The following is a 19,754-nucleotide window of genomic DNA, read 5'->3' on the forward strand; positions in this document are numbered from 1 at the left end:
CTCGTTCGGAGGCCGAGCCTAGTGCTGTTCGCGCAATTGACGTTTCAACACTTTTCCGGCTGCGTTGCGCGGCAACTCGTTGACGAAGAAAACATCCCGGGGAACGGAGTACCGCGCCAGATTAGCCTTCACGTGTTCACGTATGTGTTCGGCCGTCAGGGTTTTTGCGCCGACAACGAAAGCGGCGAGGCGCTGACCCCATTCTTCGTCCGGCACGCCGAGCACCGCCACCTCCGTGACGCCGTCGAGCGTCGAGAGGAGGGCCTCGACGTCGTGCGGGTACACGTTCTCGCCGCCAGAGACGATCATCTCGTCGTCGCGGCCGGCGACGAACAGCAAGCCGTCCTTGAGGTAGCCGAGGTCGCCGGTCGACATCAGGCCGTTCAACGACTCCTTGCTGGTGCCGTTGGTGTAACCGTCGAACAGCATCTCGTTGCCGACGAAGATCCGTCCGGTCTCGCCCGGTGCCACGGGCTTGCCCTGATCGTCCACAATGGCCAGTCTGGTGCCGAGCGGCGGTTTTCCGGCCGTGCCCGGCTCGCGCAGCATCTCCTCGGGCGTGGCGATGCTCGCCCAGCTCACTTCCGTTGAGCCGTAGAGGTTGTAGAGCACCGGCCCGAACTCCTCCAGCGTGCGGGCGGCGACCTTCGGCGGGAGGGCGGAGCCGCTGGACGCGATGATCCGCAGCTTCGGCCGGTGCTCCGCCTCCAGCATGCGTTGCAGCATCACGGGAACCACGAACATGGCGGTGCACCTGTCGGCGTCCTTCAACGCCTGCGCCGGGTCGAACCTGCGGCGCAGCACCAGGGTGGCGCCGAGCACGAGCCCGAGCTGGAAGGCGGCGAGACCCCAGGCGTGGAAGAGCGGGGAGGTGATGGAGATGACGTCGCCGTGCCGGAGCGGGATCCGGGACAGCAGCGCGGCGGCGGGCGCGAGGCTCGCGGGTTCCGGCCTGCGGGCGCCCTTCGGCGTGCCGGTGGTGCCGGAGGTGAGGATGATCAGCCGGCCTCGCGGGGGCCGGCGGGGGAGTGACCTGGTGGGCCCGTTGGCGATCAGCGACTCGAGCTCGTCGGTGAAGAACGTCGGCAGGCCGGGCAGGACCTCGGCGAACTCGCGGTCGGCGACGATCCTGTCGATCTTCTGGTCCTGGGCGACCTGGGCGAGTTGTCCTCCGCTCAGGCCGGTGTTGAGCAGCACGGCGTCCGCGCCGATCTTCGTGCACGCGGTCATCGTCTCGATGAAGGCGCGGCTGTTGCGGCACAGCAGGCCGACGCGTTCGCCGGGGCGGAAGGCGTGGGCGAGCCTGCTCGTGCGCTCGTTCACTTCCGCGTACGTGAGCACGCCGTCGTCGTCGATGATCGCCGCGCGGTCCGGGTGGCGTCCCGCACCGGTCTGATAACCCCACGCGAGCGTGATGTTCCAGTGCAGATACCCGCGTACGGTGCCGGCGAGCCCTCGCGGGCCCAACAGCCGGATCACTCCGGCTTTGACCAAGGTCAGCAGCACGCGGGTCACCATGCGACCCACTCTGCCATCTACCTACTAGCGAGTAGGTAACGGTGTGACGGCAGTCACATGTCGGTGTTGGACGCGCTCACGACGGCGTCGCGCAACGCCGCCCGCAGCCGGCCGACCTCCAGTGGTGTCAGCACGGCGGCCTCTCCCGGCGGCACGGTGATCACTATGTGCCCCTGGCTGACGAACACCGTCATGTCCCGTCGGCGCGAAGCGATGTCGCGGCAGCTCACCTGCCACTCCTCTTTGGCTCCCACGGGTTTCTTCCTCCAGCTCACTCGGCGCGCCTGGCCCGGTGTTCCGGCGCTCGCGTCAGAGAGACGCGCGTCACCGGTCGTCATGACGACGGTTCGGCGTTCTCTGTCCGGCGACCGTGCCGAGCTGCGGATAGCGTCGCATGTGGGACGACACCAGGTCACCTGGAGGGGTGAAGATGGCGGAACCGCAACGCATCGTGATCGTGGGTACGGGTCTCGCCGGCGCCTCGGCGGCGGGCGCGCTCCGAGACCGCGGCTACGGCGGCAGGATCACCATGTTCGGCACCGAACTCCACCGCCCGTACGAACTTCCCGCGCTGTCCAAGGACGTGCTGCTCGGCAAGGCCGCGGAACCCGCGTGGGTGCACGAGCCGGGCTTCTACTCCGACAACGAGATCGACCTCCAGCTCGGAGCGTCCGTCCTGGAGCTGCGGACCGGCGACCACACGATCGTCGACTCGGACGGGGCAGTGCGTTCCTACGACCGGCTCCTGCTCGCGACCGGCTCGCGGCCACGCGTACTGCCTGGTGCGCAAGGACATGTGCTGCGCACGCTGGACGACTCGCTGGCGCTGAAGTCGGCGTTGCGCGAGGGCAGGCACGTCGTGATCGTCGGCGCGGGCTGGATCGGCTGCGAGGTGGCGTCCGCCGCCCGCGCGCACGGCTGCCGCGTCACGGTGGTCGACCCGTTGGCCGAACCGCTGGTGCGCGTGCTGGGTGCCGAGATGGGCGCGGTGTTCCGCGGCCTGCACCAGGAGCACGGCGTGGAGTTCGAGCTGGGCACCGGTGTCGCGAGCTTCTCGCCGTCCGGTGTGCGCCTGGACGACGGCACCGAACTGATCCCGGACGTCACGGTGCTGGCCGTGGGAGCGGCACCACGACTCGAACTGGCCGAAGCCGCCGGTCTGGAACTGACCGACGGTGGCATCGCGGTCGACGCCACGTTGCGCACGTCCGCCCCCGACGTGTTCGCGGCCGGTGACGTGGCAGCGCAGGACCACCCGCGCTACGGCCACCGCGTCCGCGTCGAGCACTGGGCGAACGCGAAGGACCAGGGCACGCACGTGGCGGGGTCGCTGATCGGGCTGGACGAGCCGTACCTGAAGTCGCCGTACTTCTTCACCGACCAGTACGACCTGGGCATGGAGTACCGCGGCCTCGCGGGCCCGGACGACGAGCTGGTCGTGCGCGGCGACGTGGCCTCGCGGGAGTTCATCGCGTTCTGGCTGCGGGACGGACGGCTGCGGGCGGCGATGAACGTCAACGTCTGGGACCACGGCACGGCGTTGAAGGCGCTGGTGGACGCACAGGCGACGGTGACGCCGGAGCAGTTGCGCGAGGCGGACCTCGGAGCGCTCGTCTAGCGGCACGGCTCGGAAGGTTGCCGGGGAATTCGCGGTCAGACGGGTGCATCGTGGTGCCCTGCTGAGCGTGAATTACCAGCCGACGTTCTGGGTCACGCCACTAGTAGAGCGTCGCGGCTTAGCTGTGCTGCGTTGAGTCGCGCACGGGGCTGGGCGGCCTGGTCGGTCGTTACCGAAGCCCGGATGGTCGCGCGCTCACGCACGTCGCCGCCGAGCTGGCGGCAGAAAACTGCCGGCGCAAACGTTTGCTGATCACCCCAACTACCGCCAACCGCGCAGGTGACAGCCATGATCGAAAATCAGCAACCTGCCGCCATCGCTATCCCAAGAGATAGCCGCGACGCTCTACTAGATACAAGAGCCGTGCACTGGGCCCTCGCCGCGCGAGAGGTCCTGCAGGGCCTTGCGGATGATCGCCATCTCCTCGGGGGAGAAGCGGGAGTGGAAGGCGCGTTCGACCTCGGCGAGCGCGTCACCCGCCTCCTTCTGCAGCTCACGGCCCTTGTCGGTGATCACCGGCGTGCGCACGCGCCGGTCGTTCGGATCGGGGACGCGCACGATCAGCCCGGCCCGCTCCAGCTTGTCGAGCTCGCTCGTCAGCGTGGTCTTGTCGAGGCCGAGCATCGCGCCGAGCTTGAGCTGGGTGCGCTGGATCTCCTCGTTGGCGAGCGTCTGCAGCACGAGCTGACCGCGCAGCGAGATGCCGAACTTCGCGATCTCGTCGGAGTACGCGGCGCCGACGCGCTGGGTGGCGCGGTGCAGCAGCCAGTTGAAGTCCCACTTCTGCAAGCAGGCTTCGATGACCTCGGACTGCTCCTCCATGTGTTCCATCCTACATCCCGGAGGAGATGTTCTCGGATCAGAACATCTTGACTCGGAAGTTCTTTGCTCGTATGTTCCGAGTATGACCAATCTGCTTCACATCGACACGAGCATTCGGTACGAGGGGTCCGTCACCCGCGAGATCTCGGGCGCGTTCGCCGAGAGCTGGCGTGCCGCGAACCCCGGCGGCGGCTACGTCCACCGGGACCTGCACGCGTCGCCGATCCCGCACAAGGACGGCACCGATCAGGGCATCGCCGCCGACCTGATGGCCGAGGTCGACGCCGCCGACGTGATCCTCATCGGCGCACCGATGTACAACTTCTCGATCCCGTCGACCCTGAAGGCCTGGATCGACCAGGTCGCGACCTCCGCGAACTTCGCCCGTGAGGACGGCACGTTCGCGTGGGGCGGCAAGCGCGTCGTCGTCGTGACGGCACGCGGCGGTTCGTACAAGCCGGGCACGCCGCGCGAGGGCTTCGACTTCCAGGAGCCGTACCTGCGCGCCGTGCTGTCGATGGTCGGCCTCGACCAGAACCTGGAGTTCGTGCACGCCGAACTGACGCTGGCGGACGTGGTGCCGCAGATGCACCAGTTCCGCGAGCTCGCGGTCGAGTCGCTGGCCGACGCGCACCGCGTGGTCAAGGAACTCGCCAACGCTTAATGTCGGTCGCGTGATCGACAAGGTGGCTTGGATCTACCTCAAGGACGACCGCGTGCTCGGCACCCGGTCGGCAGGCAAGGACACGTACTACCTGCCCGGCGGCAAGCGCGAGCCGGGGGAGTCCGACGTCGAGACGCTCGTGCGCGAGATCCGCGAGGAGCTGTCCGTCGAGATCGACGCCGCGTCGGCGAAGTACGTGGGGACGTTCGAAGCGCAGGCGCACGGCCACACGTCGGGGGTGACCGTGCGGATGACCTGCTACACCGCGTCGTTCGACGGGGAACCGGTGGCATCGGCCGAGATCGAGGAACTCGCCTGGCTGACCACCGCCGACGCGGACCGGATCTCCCCGGTCGACCGGATCATCTTCGCCCACCTGAACGAGGCAGGGCTTCTTCGCTGACCCTCAAAACGGGAAGAGGAGAGCGCTGCTCTCCTCCCACTTCAACATATAGCGCACCCGGGGCCTTGCCACAAGACCCCGGGTGTACTTCATCATTTCCCAGCCAACGTCATCTACCTGGGGAAATGGGGATCACTCCATGATCGACGTCATCATCGCCGGCGGCGGACCGACCGGCATGATGCTGGCTGGGGAACTGCGGCTGCACGGCGTGGGCGTGGTGGTGCTGGAACGGGATCCGGAGCCGACCGAGGTCGTCCGGGCACTCGGCCTGCACGCGCGCAGCATCGAGGTCCTGGACCAGCGGGGCATCGCCGACCGGTTCCTGGAGGCGGGCACGACGCACCCACTCGCCGGGTTCTTCGCGGGCATCGACAAGCCCGCGCCGGAACGGCTGGACACGAAGTACCCGGTCGTCCTCGGCCTGCCGCAGCCGCACATCGAACGCCTGCTCACCGAGCACGCCGTCGAGGCCGGCGCCGAGATCCGGCGCGGCAGCACGGTGACCGCGTTCGACCAGGACGACGACGGCGTGACCGTCGAGCTCGCCGACGGCACCTCGTTGCGTGCGCGGTACCTGGTCGGGTGCGACGGCGGACGCAGCACCATCCGCAAGCTGGCCGGCATCGACTTCCCCGGCGAGCCGTCGCGGGTGGAGACGCTGCTGGGCGAGATGGAGATCGGCATCCCGTGGGAGGAGGCGATGCCGCTGATGCTGGAGGTCCGCAAGACGCAGAAGCGCTTCGGCATCGGCCCGATCGGCGGCACCGCGACGTACCGCGTCATCGTGCCCGCGGAGGGCGTGAACGAGGACCGGGCGGTCATGCCGACTCTGGACGACTTCAAGGAGCAGCTCGTCAGGATCGCCGGAACCGACTTCGGCGTGCACTCGCCGCGGTGGATGTCCCGCTTCGGCGACGCCACCCGGCAGGCCGAGCGCTACCGGTCCGGCCGCGTGTTCCTCGCGGGCGACGCGGCGCACGTCCACCCGCCGACCGGCGGCCAGGGGCTCAACCTCGGCGTGCAGGACGCGTTCAACCTGGGCTGGAAGCTCGCCGCGGCCGTGCACGGGTGGGCGCCGGAGGGGTTGCTGGACACCTACGAGTCCGAACGGCACCCGGTGGCCGAGGAAGTGCTCAACAACACCCGTGCGCAGATCGAGCTGATGAAGGTCGAGCCCGGACCGCAGTCCGTGCGGCGGCTGTTCACCGAGTTCGTGCAGTTCGAGGAGGTCAACCGGTACCTGATCGAGAAGATCATCGCGGTCTCGGTCCGGTACGACCTCGGCTCGGAGAACGACCTGGTGGGACGGCGGATCGGCGACCTCGCGCTCAAGCGCGGCGGTCTCTACGCGCAGATGCACGCCGGTCGCGGGATCCTGCTCGACCAGGCCGGGACGTTGTCGGCCGCGGGCTGGGCGGACCGGGTCGACCACGTCGTCGACGTCACCGAGGACCTCGACGCGCCCGCGGTGCTGCTGCGGCCGGACGGGCACGTGGCGTGGGCCGGCGAGGACCAGGCAGGCCTGGAGGGGGCGCTGGCCCGCTGGTTCGGGACGGCTCGCTGAGGTCACCCGTTCGAGGGCCGGGGGCGCTTGTCACACTGTGCGGCGTGTCCGAGCCGATGACAGCGGTGCTCTTACGAGCCGCCGACCTCACCGCCTCGGGGAAGCCGCGGCAGGCGATCGACCTGTTGCGGCCCCTCGTGGCGGCGAACCCTCGGCACGCCGAGGCGTGGTGCCGGCTCGCCGCCGCCCACCTCGACCTCGGGGAGGCGGACCACGCCCTCGACTCGGCCAAGCGCGCGATGGTCCTCGACGGCGAGCCCGCCTGGCCTCAAAGACTCGCGGCACTGGCCCTGAGCGACCTCGGCCGGCACCAGGAGGCGGCGGTCGCGGCGCGCGAGTCCGTGCGGCGCAAACCCGGCGACTGGCGTTGCTACGTCGTGCTCGCCGAGGTCCTGGCCGACAACCCGGACGGCGCCGTCGAGGCGTTCGACTCGGCCCTGCACGCCTCCCAGCTAGCGCCGACCGAGGCACGGGCGTTCCAGGTGCTCGGCGACGCGGCCCTGCGGATGCGCGACTGGGGCACCGCCGAGCACGCGTACCGCACGGCGATCAAGCTCGATCCGTCCGACGCGGACTCCAAGGCGAACCTCGCGACCGTGCAACGGCGGCGTTCGGCCAAGCCCGCGCCGCTGCAGTTGAACAAGGTGCAGGTGTGGCGCGCGCTGCGCACGCTCTCGTTGCTGCTGGTCGGCGGCGGTCTGCTCGGATTGTTCGCCGGTATGCCCCGGCCGACGCCCTACCTGGGCTTCTTCACCGGCGCGCTGGTGCTGTGCTGCCTGGTCGTGGCGTTGCGGCTGCGTCCGTACAAGCTGCTCTTCGGCCTGCGCAAGCTCGCCGTGACCGTGTCCCTGCTCGCCGTTTCGGCCCTGGTCCTGCTCGGCTGGACCGTCGCGTTGTTCTTCGGGGCTACGACGATGCAGCCACTTGTGCTTTCCTGGTTGTGCGCTGTCGTGGGGGGAGCGCTCGTCTACGTCGGTGGAGGCAGGAAGCGGTGATGCGTCGCAACGCGGTCGCGCTCGCGTTCCTGCTGTTCCTCGGACAGCTGTTCATCGTCGCCGCGCCCGCCGAGCCCGCCGTCTCCGGTTCCGTCGTCCGGCACGGCCACGACTTCGCGAACCTGCCGGTCACCGCGCCCAAACCGCACAACCCCCACGCCGCCCAGGTGCCGCAGGCCCAGGTGGCCTCCGACGTGCCGCCGGTCGCGAAGCCCGCGATGCCGGTGCGGTTCGTCATCTCCTTCGCCCGGCACGTGCACCGCACGCCCGACGGCCTCCGCTGGACGCCCCAGCCCGCTCGTTCACCGCCTTCCGGTCGCTGAATCCCTTTTCCAGCAACCCACTCCGGAAGGTCTTCTCACCCATGTCGCGCGACAACGCGCGACGAGGGCTGCTCGTGCGCGCACTCATAGCGCTCGGGGTCCTCGTCGCATCCGCATTCCTGCTGCTCACCACGGATCCCCGCCTCGGCCTCGACCTGCGCGGCGGAACCCAGATCGTCCTCGAGGCCCAGGGCGACGCCGACGCCGCCGACCGTTCGCTGGAGGTGTTGCGGCGCCGCGTGGACGCGCTGGGCGTCGCCGAACCGGTGATCGCCCGCTCCGGCGAGAACCGCATCGTCGTCGAACTGCCCGGCGTCCAGGACCCGCAGGAGGCCGTGAAGGTCCTCGGCCAGACCGCGCAGCTCACCGTGCAACGCAACGGCCAGACCGTCATGACCGGCGAGGGCATCTCCGACGCGCAGTCCGCGCGCAACCCGCAGGGCGCGGGTTTCGTGGTCAACATCCAGTTCCAGGGCGACGCCCCGGCGAAGTGGCAGAAGGTGACCGGCGAGGCGGCCTGCGAGCCGTCCGGCACCCCCGGCCGGCAGATCGCGTTCGTGCTGGACGGCAAGCCGATCTCGTCCCCCGAGGTCAGCCTCGACACGCCCTGCGGCGCCGGTCAGGCGGGTGGCTCGACCACGATCACCGGCCGTTTCTCGCAGGCCGAGGCCAAGGAACTCGCGCTGGTCGTCCGTTCCGGTGCGCTGCCCGTGCCGGTCGAGGTGATCGAACAGCGCACCGTCGGCGCGACCCTGGGCGCCGAGGCCATCGAGGCCAGCGCCAAGGCCGCCATCATCGGCATCGCCCTGACCTCGCTGTTCCTGATGTTCGCCTACCGGCTGGCCGGGTTCCTGGCCGTGGTCGCACTGGTCGGCTACGCGGGCGTCGCGTACGCCGGGCTGCTGGCGGTGGGGGCGACGCTGACCTTGCCGGGCCTGGCCGGCTTCGTGCTGGCGATCGGCATGGCGGTCGACGCCAACGTCCTGATCTTCGAACGAGCCCGCGAGGAGTACGCCAGGAAACCCAACCTCCGCCGCGCCTCGGAGAGCGGCTTCCGCGGCGCCCTGAGCGCGATCGCCGACTCGAACGTGACGACCCTGCTGGCAGCCGGTCTGCTGTTCTGGCTGGCCACGGGCCCGGTCCGCGGCTTCGGCGTCACCCTGACCATCGGTGTGCTGGCGTCGATGTTCAGCGCCTTGGTGCTCTCCCGCGTGCTCGTCGTGTGGGCGCTCGGCACCCGGTTCGTCACCAAGCGCCCTCGTCTGAGCGGCCTGCACACACTCGGTTTCGTCCGCCGGCGTCTGTCCGCCGTGCTGTACCGCCGCCCGTCGCTGTGGCTGATCAGTGCCGGTGCCGTGGTGCTCGTGGCCGCCGCGGGTCTCTTCGCACGGGGCCTGAACCTGGGCGTCGAGTTCACCGGCGGCCGCATGCTCGACTTCACCGCGGGCGGCCCCGTGGACTCCGGCCGAGTCCGCACCGCCCTGGCCGACGCGGGCTTCTCCGACGTGGTCGTCTCGTCGTCGGGCAACGAGGTCTCCCTGCGCACCGCCCCCATCGACGACGCCACCTCCGCCCGCCTGGGCGAGGTCGTCTCCTCGGCCGTCGACGGCGGCGCCCGCCAGTCCAGCAACGAACTCATCGGCCCGTCGCTGTCCTCGGAACTGCGCCGCAACGCCGTCATCGGCCTCGCCATCGCCGTGGCCGCCCAGCTGGGCTACCTGGCCGTGCGCTTCGACTGGCGCCTCGGCCTCGCCACGGTAGCCGCGCTGCTCAGCGACGTCCTCGTGCTCATCGGCGTGTTCGCGTGGATGGGCAAGACGGCCGACGGCGTGTTCCTGGCGGCCCTGCTGACCGTGATCGGCTACTCGGTCAACGACTCGGTCGTCGTCTTCGACCGCCTCCGCGAACTGCGCGGCTCGCGGCTGAAGGCCTCGTACCCGGACGTGGTGTCGGACGCGGTCGTGCAAACCGTGCCGCGCACCGTGAACACCGGCCTCGGCGTGCTCTTCGTCTTGTCGGCGTTGCTGGTGCTCGGCGACGGTTCCCTGGCCAACTTCGCGATCGCGCTGCTCATCGGCCTCGTCGCCGGCACGGCGTCCACAGTGGTCACCGCCGCACCGATCGCGATCTGGCTGGAGTCGCGCTGGCCCAGGCGAGCGGTTTTGAAGAAGCGTCCGGTGGGGGCACGCGCCTAGCGTTCGTGCTGTCGTTGGCGGACGCGCCCACTACGTCGTTCGCGATGGGGTGCGGGACCTCTTTCGGCAACGAGTTCTTCCTAGTGCAGCTCGCTTCGTAGCAAAGTAGGCGGCATGACCTCCTTCGCCGCGTACCAGAACGAGATCTACCTGCAGGGGCTCGGTGGCGCCGTGCCGCCGTTCACCACCGACCCGGACGCGCTGGAGCAGTCCGCGCGCGACAGGCTGGGGCCGGGGCCGTTCTGGTACGTGGCGGGAGGCGCGGGGTCGGGCGCCACCGTGCGGGCGAACCGCGAGGCGTTCGACCGCGTGCGGATCGTGCCGCGCATGCTGACCAACGCGACCGAGCGGCATCTGGGCGTTTCGGTGCTCGGCACGGAGCTGCCGGCGCCGGTGATGCTCGCACCCGTTGGAGTGCAGTCGATCCTGCACCCGGACGGTGAGCTGGCGACCGCGCGGGCCGCCGCCGAGCTCGGTGTGCCGGTGGTGTTGTCGACCGCCTCTTCGCACACCCTCGAGGAGGTCGCCGAAGCGTCCGGCGACGGGCCGCGCTGGTACCAGCTCTACTGGCCGAACGACCCCGACGTGTGTGCGTCGTTGCTGGACCGGGCGCGCAAGGCCGGTTACACGGCGCTGGTCGTCACCTTGGACACGTGGACGCTGGCGTGGCGGCCGCACGACCTGGACCAGGCCTACCTGCCGTTCCTGCGCGCGGTCGGCACGGCGATCCCGTTCAGCGACCCGGTTTTCCGCGCCGGGCTGGAGAAGTCGCCCGAGGAGGACCTGCCGATGGCCATCCTGCGGTGGGTGCAGCTGTTCACCGGCACCGACAAGTCGTGGGACCAGCTGGCGTTCCTGCGCGAGCACTGGGACGGGCCGATCGTCCTGAAAGGAATCCAGCACCCCGACGACGCGCGCAAGGCCGTCGAGTACGGAATGGACGGTGTCGTCGTCTCGAACCACGGCGGGCGTCAGGTCGACGGTGCCGTCGGGTCGTTGGATGTGCTGCCCGCCGTGGTCGAGGCGGTGGGGGAGCAGGTCGACGTGCTGTTCGACTCCGGGATCCGCACCGGCGCCGACATCGTGAAGGCACTGGCGCTGGGGGCGAAGGCCGTGATGGTCGGACGGCCCTTCGCGTACGGGCTGGCGCACGGCGGGCAGGTCGGCGTGCGGCACGTGTTGCGCAGCCTGCTCGCGGACTTCGACCTGACGCTCGGGCTGTCGGGTCACCGCAGCCCGGCCGACCTGGGGCCGGACGCGCTGCGGTTCTCCTGAACGACGTCGGCCGGGTCGCAGCAGCTGCGACCCGGCCGACGTGGCGTTCGTTCTCCTACGGCATCGTCGCGGTCATCCGCGTCAGCGTGCCGAAGTCGGCCGGCTGCACCCGCAGCCAGCCGTCGCTCTTGGCCGCGAGGTACCGCCCGCTCGGCGTGTCGATGTACGTCAGCGGGTTGACGCAACGCTGCTTGCGGCCCAGGTGGTCGCGCTTGGCCGAGAAGACCTGACCGGCACCGGTGCGCGGCTGGCTCATGATCTCGTTGAGCTGCGCGACGAGCTGGTCGTTCGGCGTGCTCGTCGGCCTGCTCTGCTGCAGGAACGAGCCGGTGTCCTCGTAGGACGGCTGCCGCTTCTGCTGCAGCGCCTCCTCGGGCAGCGTGATCGGGTTGCCCCGGCCCGCCGGCGTGGGCGGCAAAGCACCGACCAACGCCTGCGGCGCCTCGTCCGCCCGCACCGGTTCGAGCACGAACTGCTGGTCCGGCGTGAGCAGGATCCGCAGCGCGTCCTGGCCGTTCGACACGACCAGCACGCTCTGCTGAGGGCCGTCCTTCAGGCTGAAGAACGCCCAGTACTCCACGCCGGCCTCGACCACGAGCCGCAGCGCGTTGGTCAGATCCGGGTGGATCTGCCCGCCGCGCGCGAGCCCGTACTGCTCGAGCTGCGTCCACGCCGACCGCTGCAACCGTTCGAGCTCGCTCACGTCACCCGACTCGAGGCGCCCCTCGTCGAAGTCGACCTCAGCCAGCAGCGCACGGTGCATCGTCGGCAGGCCCGCGGCCTGCCACGCCTGATAAAGCGCCGTGACAGGGATGGCGACCCTGCTCCGCAGCACGTTTCCCCCTTATCCGCCGATGACCGGCGGAGCGACCATCGTTCCGTCGCCGAAGATGTCTTCGGTCTCCTGCAGGTACGACGCGGACTTGTGCTCCGCGTCCTCCGCACCTTCACCACGAGCGCCACCGGCGCCCATACCTCCGGCACCCATGCCGGCCGCACCACCACGACCGGCAGCACCCGCGGCACCGGCACCAGCAGGCCCGAAGCCACCAGCACCACCACGACCGTCACCGGCGACACCGGCCGCACCACCGAAGCCGCCGCCCATGCCGCCAGGTCCACCCATGCCCTTGGCCGCAGCAGCGCCACCAAGACCACCGCCGGGCCCGCCGATACCGCCACCGCCGCCACCACGACCGCCGCCGGCACCACCACCGGCACCGCCGCCGCCGGGACCGTTGAGTCCACCGGGACGGTTGCGCGGGTTGTTGGGGTCGAGCGGACCGCCGGGCCTGCGCGGGTTGTTGGGATCCAGCGGACCGCCAGGCCTGCGCGGGTCGTTCGGGTTGTACACGCCGTCCGGCGGCAGGGTGGGAACGCCGATGTCGGGCCGCGGGCGGCCGATGTCGGTGGGCGGAGGAGTGAACTTGGGGTCGTTCACGCCGGCCGTGCCGGTGTCGTCCCCACCGCCGGTGCCCGGCGGCTTCCAGCCGGACAGGTTGGTGTCCCCGCCACCACTGCGGTCGCCACCGCCGGGAGGGGGGTTGCTGCCGATCGGCGGCGGGTTCTTGCCGTTGGGACCGACCTCGTCGATCCGGTGGTCGCCGCCGGTTCCCTCTTGGACGCTTCCCTCCGTGGCGGTGGGCGCGATGAACGTCGGCTGGTTGTCCATGGTCGCGTTGACAGCACCGGCGTACTGGTTGAACGCCCGGACGTTCTGCTCGCTGATCTGCTGGTTCTTCTCCAGCGCCTTGTCGTAGTCCGTGTCCCACGGACGCAAGTCGTTCAAGAACGGCTTGTCGGGGACGGTCGGCGGCATGGACATGGCGTTCGCGGCGTTGACGTACGCGTCGCCGACGGTGTCCGCGTTGGTACCCGCCTGAGTGGCCGAGTCGCCGGTGACGGTTGCCCAGGTGGCGAGCGGTGAAGTCCCGCCCCGCGCCGCGTCACCTGCCGAGCCTTCCCAGGCTGCACCGGAGTCGCGTACGGCCTTCTCGATCAGCTGAGCGACGTCTCCGTGGCCGGCCGACAGATCACGCCAGGCCTGAGAGGTGATCGCGGTGCTCTGGCTCGGACCGCTGCCGTTCTGGAACCACTTGTAGATCGTTTCGCCGCCCGCGAAGGGAAGAAGTGCGAAACCGCCGATGTTCGGCTCATCCCCAGCCATCCCGCTACCCCTTCAGGTTTGTGATGATCAGTTGTGCGACTCGTTCGGCCTCCGGGCAAGGCTTCTTGGTCCCTCGTTCAGCGGCAGCGCTGGAGACCTGCACCGTGATCGAACTGGTCTTGGAGGACTCGACCGTGGTCAGGCAGTACATCGCTCCGTCGGTTCCGTCGGTCGAGTAGGCACGCAGACCGTCGATCGTCTTCTCCTCGAAGAGGTTGTTCTTCTGCTTGCTGCCCGCAGCCTGGTCGTCGAACTTCATGCCTTCGCTCACATGAACGATGTAGCTCGTGTTCTTGGTGACGTCCTGGCCCCGCCACGTGCACTTCTGGCCGAGTTCGCCGGTGCTCGTCGCCCCTTCGCGGACGGATCCGAGCGTGGCGAGCTGGTCAGGCTTCAGGGTGTCGCACGGCTTGGTCGCGTACTTCGAGATGTCGAGGCCCGACGAGGAGTCGCTGGACGTGGGAGCACTGCTCGTCTGCCCGGTCCCGGTCGAAGCAGGGGTGGTGGGTGTGCCACCGGTGGTGTTCCCCGTGCACCCCACCAGCGCGCCGAACGTGAGCGCGACGGTGAGCAGGGCGGTCATGCGCTTCAAGGTCTTGTCAGCCCTTCATCGCGGACGTCGCCGCTTCGTCGGTGGCTTTGTACTCGGCAAGTGCTTTCTCGATGTTCGCGATGGTCTGCTCCAGCGCCTTCTGGGCCTGCTCGTTCGCCCACAGGTATCCGCCGGGCTCACCACCTGCGGTCTTGCGCATCGCGAGTGTCGCGTAGCCGCTGTAGGGGTCGGGGCCCGGAGCACCTGTGTTCGTGATCTCGGCACTCTTCTCGCGCAGATCCATCAAGTTCTCGATGGCCTTCTTCAGGCCGTCGATCATCTTCTGGGCCTGGTCCGGGTCGACGCTGAACTTCGCGACTCCGCCACCGCCCGCACCCGCCGCGGCTCCAGCAGCACCTGCTGCCGCACCGATGGCAGCTCCGGCAGCCTTCACGGGTACGAGTGCGTCGAACATCAGCATCCTGGCCAGCTCCCCTCAGAACTCCACACCCCTGTTGGAGGATTTTCGCATAGGACCGGTTCCCGATGGAGCCGATCGAATCAGCTGATCAGGTCACATGGCCGATTCGTTCAAGACCCCGCACCGTGACCGGCCTAGGTTCGGGGACATGATCGAGCAAGCGAGGACCTTCCTCTGGCACAACGCCCGCACGCTGGAACAACGCTGGTTCGAGCACGCCTTCGACGGTGGAAGGGCCGAGCACGTGGTCCAGGCGGTGCTGGCCTACCGCAACGACGACGGCGGGTACGGGTACGGGCTCGAACCCGACCACCGCGGTCCCACCAGCCAGCCGCTGCACGCCCTGCGCGCGCTCCAGATGTTCGGCGAGGTCGACGCCCCCGAACATGCTGAATCGATCCTGGCCTGGCTGACCGGCACCTGCCCGGACGGGAGCGTGCCGTTCGGCATGTCCACCTCGAAGGACCACCCCAAGGCACCGTGGGTCGCCGCCGACGACGAGGGCGGGCTGCTGCTGACCGCCCAGATTGCCGCCGCCCTCCACGCACTCGGAACGACGGACCCGTGGCTCGACAAGGCCACCGACTACTGCTGGCGGGAGATCGAGAAGCTGGAGAACACCCACCCGTACGAGCTGCGAGCAGCGGTGATGTTCCTCGACGAGGTGCCGGACCGCGCCCGCGCCGAACTGGCCGCGGAGAGGCTCAAGCACCTCAAGCCGAGCACCGAGGGCTATGCCGACGGCGAAGGTCTGGAACTGCACATCTACGCGCCGAAACCCACCAGCCTCGCCCGCGCGTGGTTCACCGACGAGGAGTTCGGCGAGGACCTCGACCAACTGCAGAACGGCCAGCAGGAGGACGGCGGCTGGAACTTCGGCTTTCCCGCCTTCACGCCGATCGTGCACTTCGAATGGCGTTCCATCGCCACGGTCGACGCACTGCTGACCCTGCGCCGCTACGGCCTGATCAGCTGACCCAGGGGCACGCCGGCCAGCGCACGCACTTCGCGGGCGAGGTGCGCCTGGTCCGCGTAGCCCGCTTCGAACGCCACGGCCGAGAACGGCACGCCGTTCCAAGCCAGCCGCAGCGCCGCGTCGAACCGCAGCACCCGTTGCAACACCTTGGGCGGGTAGCCGAACGCGTCCAGGCACCGCCGCCGCAGCTGGCGTGCGCTCAGCCCGATCTCCCACGCGACCGTGCCGACGTCACCGGACCGCAGCAACGACGCGGTGGCGGCCAGAGCGGGATCCACGACCACCCGCGAAGCGCAGAACGACACCATGTCCGAGAAGGAGTCGAGCCGAGCGGAAGGAACCAGCTCGGACAACGGCACCCGCTGATCCCGGACGGCGTGTGCGGGCACCCCGAACACCGACGGGAACGCGCCGGGCGGCAGCCGCACTCCGTACAACGTGCCGGGAGCGACCGTGGCGAGCTGAGCCGAGGTGTCCGGACCGGCCACGAACAGCGCACCGGACGCAGGCGTCCACATCAGGTCCGTGCACCCGTCCGGCACCACGCGCTGCACGGTCCGCGACGACACCGTGCGCGTCCACAGGCAAGCCAGACCCGCGGGAGCGGGACGTTCGGCGTACACAGGCCGACCGTTGCACAAATGGCTCCGCAACAGCAAGAACGGGCCCGGTCGAGTGACCGGGCGCGTTCTGGTGTGGACCTCGTGACGGCTTACCCAGCCAGCGACCGCCCAACGCAATCACAGCCGGGGGTCCGGGGGCGAAGCCCTCCGGGCGGGGTCTGGGGTTGCACCCCCAGAAAGAACTCAGGCGACCTGTGTCTGCGCAGTCCGCAGACACAGGTCGCCTGAGCTTGATGGACGATACTGGGATTGAACCAGTGACCCCTACCGTGTCAAGGTAGTGCTCTCCCGCTGAGCTAATCATCCGCGTCTTGCGGATGCCATCTTAGCGGACGAGTTCAGCGGGTCGCGAACCCAGGGGTCAGGTTCCGAACTTCACCCAGTTCAAGCTGACGTAGGGCGCGGGCTGGCCGCTCGTGAACGTCACGTACACGTCGTGAGTCCCCGAGATGTTCGAGATGTTCGCGGGGATGGTTCTCCACGCGTCCCAGCCACCCGTGTTGCCCACCGCGAACGATCCGACCGGCGTGGCCGTGCGCGACCCGAGTCGCACCTCGACCAGTCCGCTCACGCCGCCTCCGGCTCCGGAGGCCACGCGGGCGTAGAACTGCCGGGCGGGTCCGGTGCCGAAGTTGACGCCGGAGAACTTCACGAAGCCGCCGTTCGCGATCTGGTGCACGCCCGAACCGCCATCACCGGGTGCCACCGAACCGCCGGACCGCTCGGAAGCGTTCTCCGCCTGCAGTTCGGTGTACGCGGAACCCCCGCCGCCGGGGTTCGACGTCGTGGTCGTGGTGGTGGTGGTCGGGGTGGTGCCGCCAGCCGAGTAGACGGCCACGTAGTCCACGACCATCGAGTGCCCGGACTGGGTGGCCGCGACAGGGGTCGGCTGGTTGTTGTTCAGCGCGTTCGGGAACGCGCCGCCCATCGCGAGGTTGAGCAGGATGAAGTGCCCCGCGTGCGACGTCATCGCGTTCCAGACGTTGACGCCGACACGAGCCTGCGTCACCTGGTGGAAGGCCTGGCCGTCGACGAACCACGTGAACGTCTTCGCGGCGTCGTCCCACTCGAAGCGGTAGGTGTGGAAGGCGGACTGGCAGGACGAGCCGGGGCACGTCCGCGAGTTGCCGATGCCGGTGAACTCGCCGCAGGCACCGCCGGGAGCGACGTCGCAGTGCAGCACGCCCCAGACGGAGTTGATGCCGTTGACGTTCTCCATGATGTCGAACTCGCCGATGCCCGGCCAGTTCCAGTAGTTGCCGCGGTACGGCGCGCCGAGGGTCCAGAACGCGGGCCAGTAGCCCAGGGCGGCCTCGCCCGTGACGTTCGGCATCTGGATGCGGCCCTCGATGGCGAGCTTGCCGCCGGCCGCCGGCTTGAAGTTCGAGCGCTGGGTCTCGATGCGCGCCGACGTCCAGTTGCCCCCGCCGTCCTTCAAGGCGGTGATGCGCAGGTTGCCGTTGCCGTCGAGCTTCAGGTTGTTCGTGCTGTTCGTGTAGTTCTGGATCTCGCCCGTACCCCAGTTGGCAGGTCCGCCGGGGTAACCGTGGCCGGTGTCGATGATCCAGTTGGCGCTCGACGGCAGCGATCCGTTCGAACCGTTGAAGTCGTCACCCCACACCTGCGTCCATCCCGCGGCAGGGGGTGGGATAGCAGCGTTGGCGGACATGGCGACGATCGCCAGGGGTACCGCGGCAATAAGTGCTGTCGTGGCCGCGAAGATGCGGCGGCGTTGCCTCATGCGCGAGTGACCTCCTTGTCACGGGTGCAGTACATTTATGAGAGCGCTCTCACGGCGTAAGAGCAAGCGCCCGTTCGGACCAACGGCCCGGGGCGAACCGTCTCGTTTGGACTTATTTCGCGTCGGCGTAGCAGGTCACGGGCACCGCGTTCATCGGGAAGCGCACCGATGTCTCGCCGAACAGCAGCCGGGTCGCCTCACGCCCGGCCGCGGCGATCGCCTCGACCACGGCGTCGGCATCGGCGCGCGGGCAGTGCACGAGCACCTCGTCGTGCTGGAAGAACACGAGGTGCGCGTCGGCGGGAAGCCTGGTGCGCAGCACGCCCAGCAACGCCGCCGTCCAGTCCGCCGCGCTGCCCTGCACCACGAAGTTGCGGGTGAACCGCCCCCAGTTGCGCGCCGCCTGCCGCGACGAGCTCGACGACTCCCCGGAATCGTCGGCGCCTCCGGTCAGCTCCTGCCACGCCGCTGACGGCGTCGGCGACGTGCGGCCCAGCCGCGTGCGCACCATCCGGCCCTGCTCGCCGGCCCGGGCGGCGTCCTCCACGTACCCGACCGCGATCGGGAACCTCTTGCGCAGCACGGCGAGCAGCGGACCGGCCTCGCCGGACGTGCCGCCGTACATCGCCGACAACATCGCGATCTTCGCGCGCGACCGCTCGCCCTTGAACGAGTCCTGCGCCAGTGCCGCGTAGAGGTCGTCGTCCCCGCAGACCTCGGTCAGCCGCGGATCCCCTGACAGGGCAGCGAGAATCCGCGGTTCGAGCTGCGACGCGTCCGCCGCGACGAGGCACCAGCCGTCGTCGGCGATCACCGCCTGCCGCATCAGCCGCGGGATCTGCAACGCGGCTCCGCCTCGCGACGCCCAGCGTCCGGTGACGACGCCGCCCACGACGTAGTCCGGCCGGAACCGCCCGTCCTCGACCCACGTGTCGAGCCACGACCAGCCGTGCGCCACCCACAGCCGCGCGCGCTCTTTGTAGTCCAGCAACGGTTTCACCGCGGGGTGGTCGACCTTCTTCAACACCCACCGCCGCGCGGACGGCACCTCGATGCCCGCGCGCGCGAACGCCCGGACGATGCTGGCCGGCGCGTCCGGGTTCATCTCCCGGCCGCCGAACGCCTCCTGGATCTCGTCCGCCAGGTCCTGCAACAACTTCGGCCGCTGACCGGGTGCCGGACGTGGCCCGAGGACCTCCTCCAGCAACCTGGTGTGCACGTCCTCCCGCCACGGCAGCCCGTGGTGCGTCATCTCCGCGGCCACCAGCGCCGACGCCGACTCCGCCGCGATCAGCAGCCCCAGCGCCGGATTCCGCTGCTGTGCCCGGAGAACCAGCGACAACGCGGCCAGCGGGTCGGTGTCTCCCGGCAGCACCACCGGATCCGGCCCGAACAACGTCAGCGCGTCGTCCTTCTTGGGCGGCCCGACGTCGGCCGGCGCGGGCAGCCCGAGCACCCGCGCCAACGCCCCCGCGAGCTCCTTCGGCTCGCGGTGGCGGCCCTCCGCGCCGAGCAGCAACGCCTCGGTCAGGTGCAGGTCCCAGCACCGCTCGACCCGCACCCCGGCGGCGAGCAGCACCGGGTAGACCTCGGACGTGTCCGCCCAGACCCAGCGCGGTCTGTGGGCGCGCTCCAGCGACGCGACGGCGGCGGCCGGCGACGAAGCCGTCATCGCGGGACCCGCCGGAGTCCCGTCGTCGTGCAGCTTCTGCCACCGGCCGGCGCCGTCAGCGTCGATGACGAGGGCGACCAGCACGCCTTAGATTGTGCCGGGGAGGTCTGACAATTTCAGTCCAGGGTGAAACCGGCTCCGCCACACGTAGCTGTTGGACCTTCTCCAAGCCAGTAGACGTT

The 19,754-nt window shown here is 69.6% G+C and carries 19 protein-coding genes and 1 tRNA gene; 9 read left to right on the forward strand and 11 right to left on the reverse strand.

The window, feature by feature from the left end; translation table 11 throughout:
- Positions 1 to 18: 18 nt before the first annotated feature.
- Both SK571_RS25745 and SK571_RS25750 read right to left on the reverse strand, forming a co-directional pair.
- The gene (locus SK571_RS25745; protein ID WP_319986654.1) at positions 19 to 1,518 is read right to left on the reverse strand and encodes an AMP-binding protein; all 1,500 of its coding nucleotides are present in this window, start codon (positions 1,516 to 1,518) and stop codon (positions 19 to 21) included.
- Between the two features lie 53 nt (positions 1,519 to 1,571).
- Positions 1,572 to 1,772: a hypothetical protein gene (locus SK571_RS25750; RefSeq protein WP_090010112.1), complete on the reverse strand. Its 201-nt coding sequence runs from the start codon at positions 1,770 to 1,772 to the stop codon at positions 1,572 to 1,574.
- A gap of 176 nt (positions 1,773 to 1,948) precedes the next feature.
- On the opposite strand from SK571_RS25750, the gene SK571_RS25755 reads away from it, so the two are divergent.
- Complete coding sequence (locus SK571_RS25755) at positions 1,949 to 3,136, forward strand: NAD(P)/FAD-dependent oxidoreductase (RefSeq protein ID WP_319986655.1); 1,188 nt, start codon at positions 1,949 to 1,951, stop codon at positions 3,134 to 3,136.
- 348 nt (positions 3,137 to 3,484) lie between these two features.
- Here SK571_RS25755 and SK571_RS25760 read toward each other — a convergent pair whose 3' ends face one another.
- Positions 3,485 to 3,958, reverse strand: coding sequence for a MarR family winged helix-turn-helix transcriptional regulator (locus tag SK571_RS25760; RefSeq protein WP_319986656.1), 474 nt, complete (start codon positions 3,956 to 3,958; stop codon positions 3,485 to 3,487).
- Positions 3,959 to 4,040: 82 nt separating this feature from the next.
- On the opposite strand from SK571_RS25760, the gene SK571_RS25765 reads away from it, so the two are divergent.
- From SK571_RS25765 to SK571_RS25795, 7 genes are all read left to right on the forward strand, one after another.
- Complete coding sequence (locus SK571_RS25765) at positions 4,041 to 4,622, forward strand: FMN-dependent NADH-azoreductase (RefSeq protein WP_319986657.1); 582 nt, start codon at positions 4,041 to 4,043, stop codon at positions 4,620 to 4,622.
- A gap of 10 nt (positions 4,623 to 4,632) precedes the next feature.
- Entirely contained in the window at positions 4,633 to 5,025 is a 393-nt protein-coding gene (locus SK571_RS25770) for an NUDIX hydrolase (RefSeq protein ID WP_319986658.1), read from the forward strand.
- A gap of 139 nt (positions 5,026 to 5,164) precedes the next feature.
- A complete protein-coding gene (rox, locus tag SK571_RS25775; RefSeq protein ID WP_319986659.1) occupies positions 5,165 to 6,592 on the forward strand; it encodes a rifampin monooxygenase in 1,428 nt (475 codons plus the stop codon).
- A gap of 44 nt (positions 6,593 to 6,636) precedes the next feature.
- Positions 6,637 to 7,587 (forward strand): tetratricopeptide repeat protein, encoded by a 951-nt coding sequence (locus tag SK571_RS25780; RefSeq protein ID WP_319986660.1) that lies wholly within the window; start codon positions 6,637 to 6,639, stop codon positions 7,585 to 7,587.
- Positions 7,587 to 7,910, forward strand: coding sequence for a hypothetical protein (locus SK571_RS25785; RefSeq protein WP_319986661.1), 324 nt, complete (start codon positions 7,587 to 7,589; stop codon positions 7,908 to 7,910). The genes SK571_RS25780 and SK571_RS25785 overlap by 1 nt, the downstream gene beginning before the upstream one ends.
- 41 nt (positions 7,911 to 7,951) lie before the next feature.
- Complete coding sequence (gene secD / locus SK571_RS25790; protein WP_319986662.1) at positions 7,952 to 10,105, forward strand: protein translocase subunit SecD; 2,154 nt, start codon at positions 7,952 to 7,954, stop codon at positions 10,103 to 10,105.
- Between the two features lie 114 nt (positions 10,106 to 10,219).
- Complete coding sequence (locus SK571_RS25795) at positions 10,220 to 11,380, forward strand: lactate 2-monooxygenase (RefSeq protein ID WP_319986663.1); 1,161 nt, start codon at positions 10,220 to 10,222, stop codon at positions 11,378 to 11,380.
- Between the two features lie 55 nt (positions 11,381 to 11,435).
- Here SK571_RS25795 and SK571_RS25800 read toward each other — a convergent pair whose 3' ends face one another.
- The 4 genes from SK571_RS25800 to SK571_RS25815 are packed head-to-tail and all read right to left on the reverse strand — an operon-like array spanning position 11,436 to position 14,560.
- Positions 11,436 to 12,215: an ESX secretion-associated protein EspG gene (locus tag SK571_RS25800; protein WP_319986664.1), complete on the reverse strand. Its 780-nt coding sequence runs from the start codon at positions 12,213 to 12,215 to the stop codon at positions 11,436 to 11,438.
- A gap of 9 nt (positions 12,216 to 12,224) precedes the next feature.
- Positions 12,225 to 13,547, reverse strand: coding sequence for a PPE domain-containing protein (locus SK571_RS25805; protein WP_319986665.1), 1,323 nt, complete (start codon positions 13,545 to 13,547; stop codon positions 12,225 to 12,227).
- 4 nt (positions 13,548 to 13,551) lie between these two features.
- On the reverse strand, positions 13,552 to 14,130 hold the full coding sequence (locus SK571_RS25810; protein ID WP_319986666.1) for a DUF3558 domain-containing protein: 579 nt from the start codon (positions 14,128 to 14,130) through the stop codon (positions 13,552 to 13,554).
- A 16-nt stretch (positions 14,131 to 14,146) separates the two neighbouring features.
- On the reverse strand, positions 14,147 to 14,560 hold the full coding sequence (locus SK571_RS25815) for a hypothetical protein (protein WP_319986667.1): 414 nt from the start codon (positions 14,558 to 14,560) through the stop codon (positions 14,147 to 14,149).
- A 148-nt stretch (positions 14,561 to 14,708) separates the two neighbouring features.
- Between SK571_RS25815 and SK571_RS25820 the strand changes: the two genes are divergently transcribed.
- On the forward strand, positions 14,709 to 15,536 hold the full coding sequence (locus SK571_RS25820; protein ID WP_319986668.1) for a prenyltransferase/squalene oxidase repeat-containing protein: 828 nt from the start codon (positions 14,709 to 14,711) through the stop codon (positions 15,534 to 15,536).
- Here the strand turns inward: SK571_RS25820 and SK571_RS25825 are convergent.
- From SK571_RS25825 to SK571_RS25840, 4 genes are all read right to left on the reverse strand, one after another.
- On the reverse strand, positions 15,518 to 16,159 hold the full coding sequence (locus SK571_RS25825) for a helix-turn-helix domain-containing protein (RefSeq protein WP_319986669.1): 642 nt from the start codon (positions 16,157 to 16,159) through the stop codon (positions 15,518 to 15,520). The two genes, SK571_RS25820 and SK571_RS25825, sit on opposite strands and share 19 nt — an antisense overlap.
- 234 nt (positions 16,160 to 16,393) lie before the next feature.
- Positions 16,394 to 16,465 (reverse strand) — tRNA-Val (locus tag SK571_RS25830).
- 55 nt (positions 16,466 to 16,520) lie between these two features.
- Positions 16,521 to 17,900, reverse strand: coding sequence for a carbohydrate-binding protein (locus tag SK571_RS25835; RefSeq protein ID WP_319986670.1), 1,380 nt, complete (start codon positions 17,898 to 17,900; stop codon positions 16,521 to 16,523).
- Between the two features lie 112 nt (positions 17,901 to 18,012).
- Positions 18,013 to 19,656 carry a bifunctional 3'-5' exonuclease/DNA polymerase gene (locus tag SK571_RS25840; protein ID WP_319986671.1) on the reverse strand — a complete coding sequence of 548 codons (1,644 nt, stop codon included), beginning with the start codon at positions 19,654 to 19,656 and terminating at the stop codon, positions 18,013 to 18,015.
- Positions 19,657 to 19,754 lie beyond the last annotated feature (98 nt).

Origin of the sequence: Lentzea kristufekii, assembly GCF_033949925.1 — a bacterium.
GTDB classification, from domain to species: Bacteria; Actinomycetota; Actinomycetes; order Mycobacteriales; family Pseudonocardiaceae; genus Lentzea; species Lentzea kristufekii.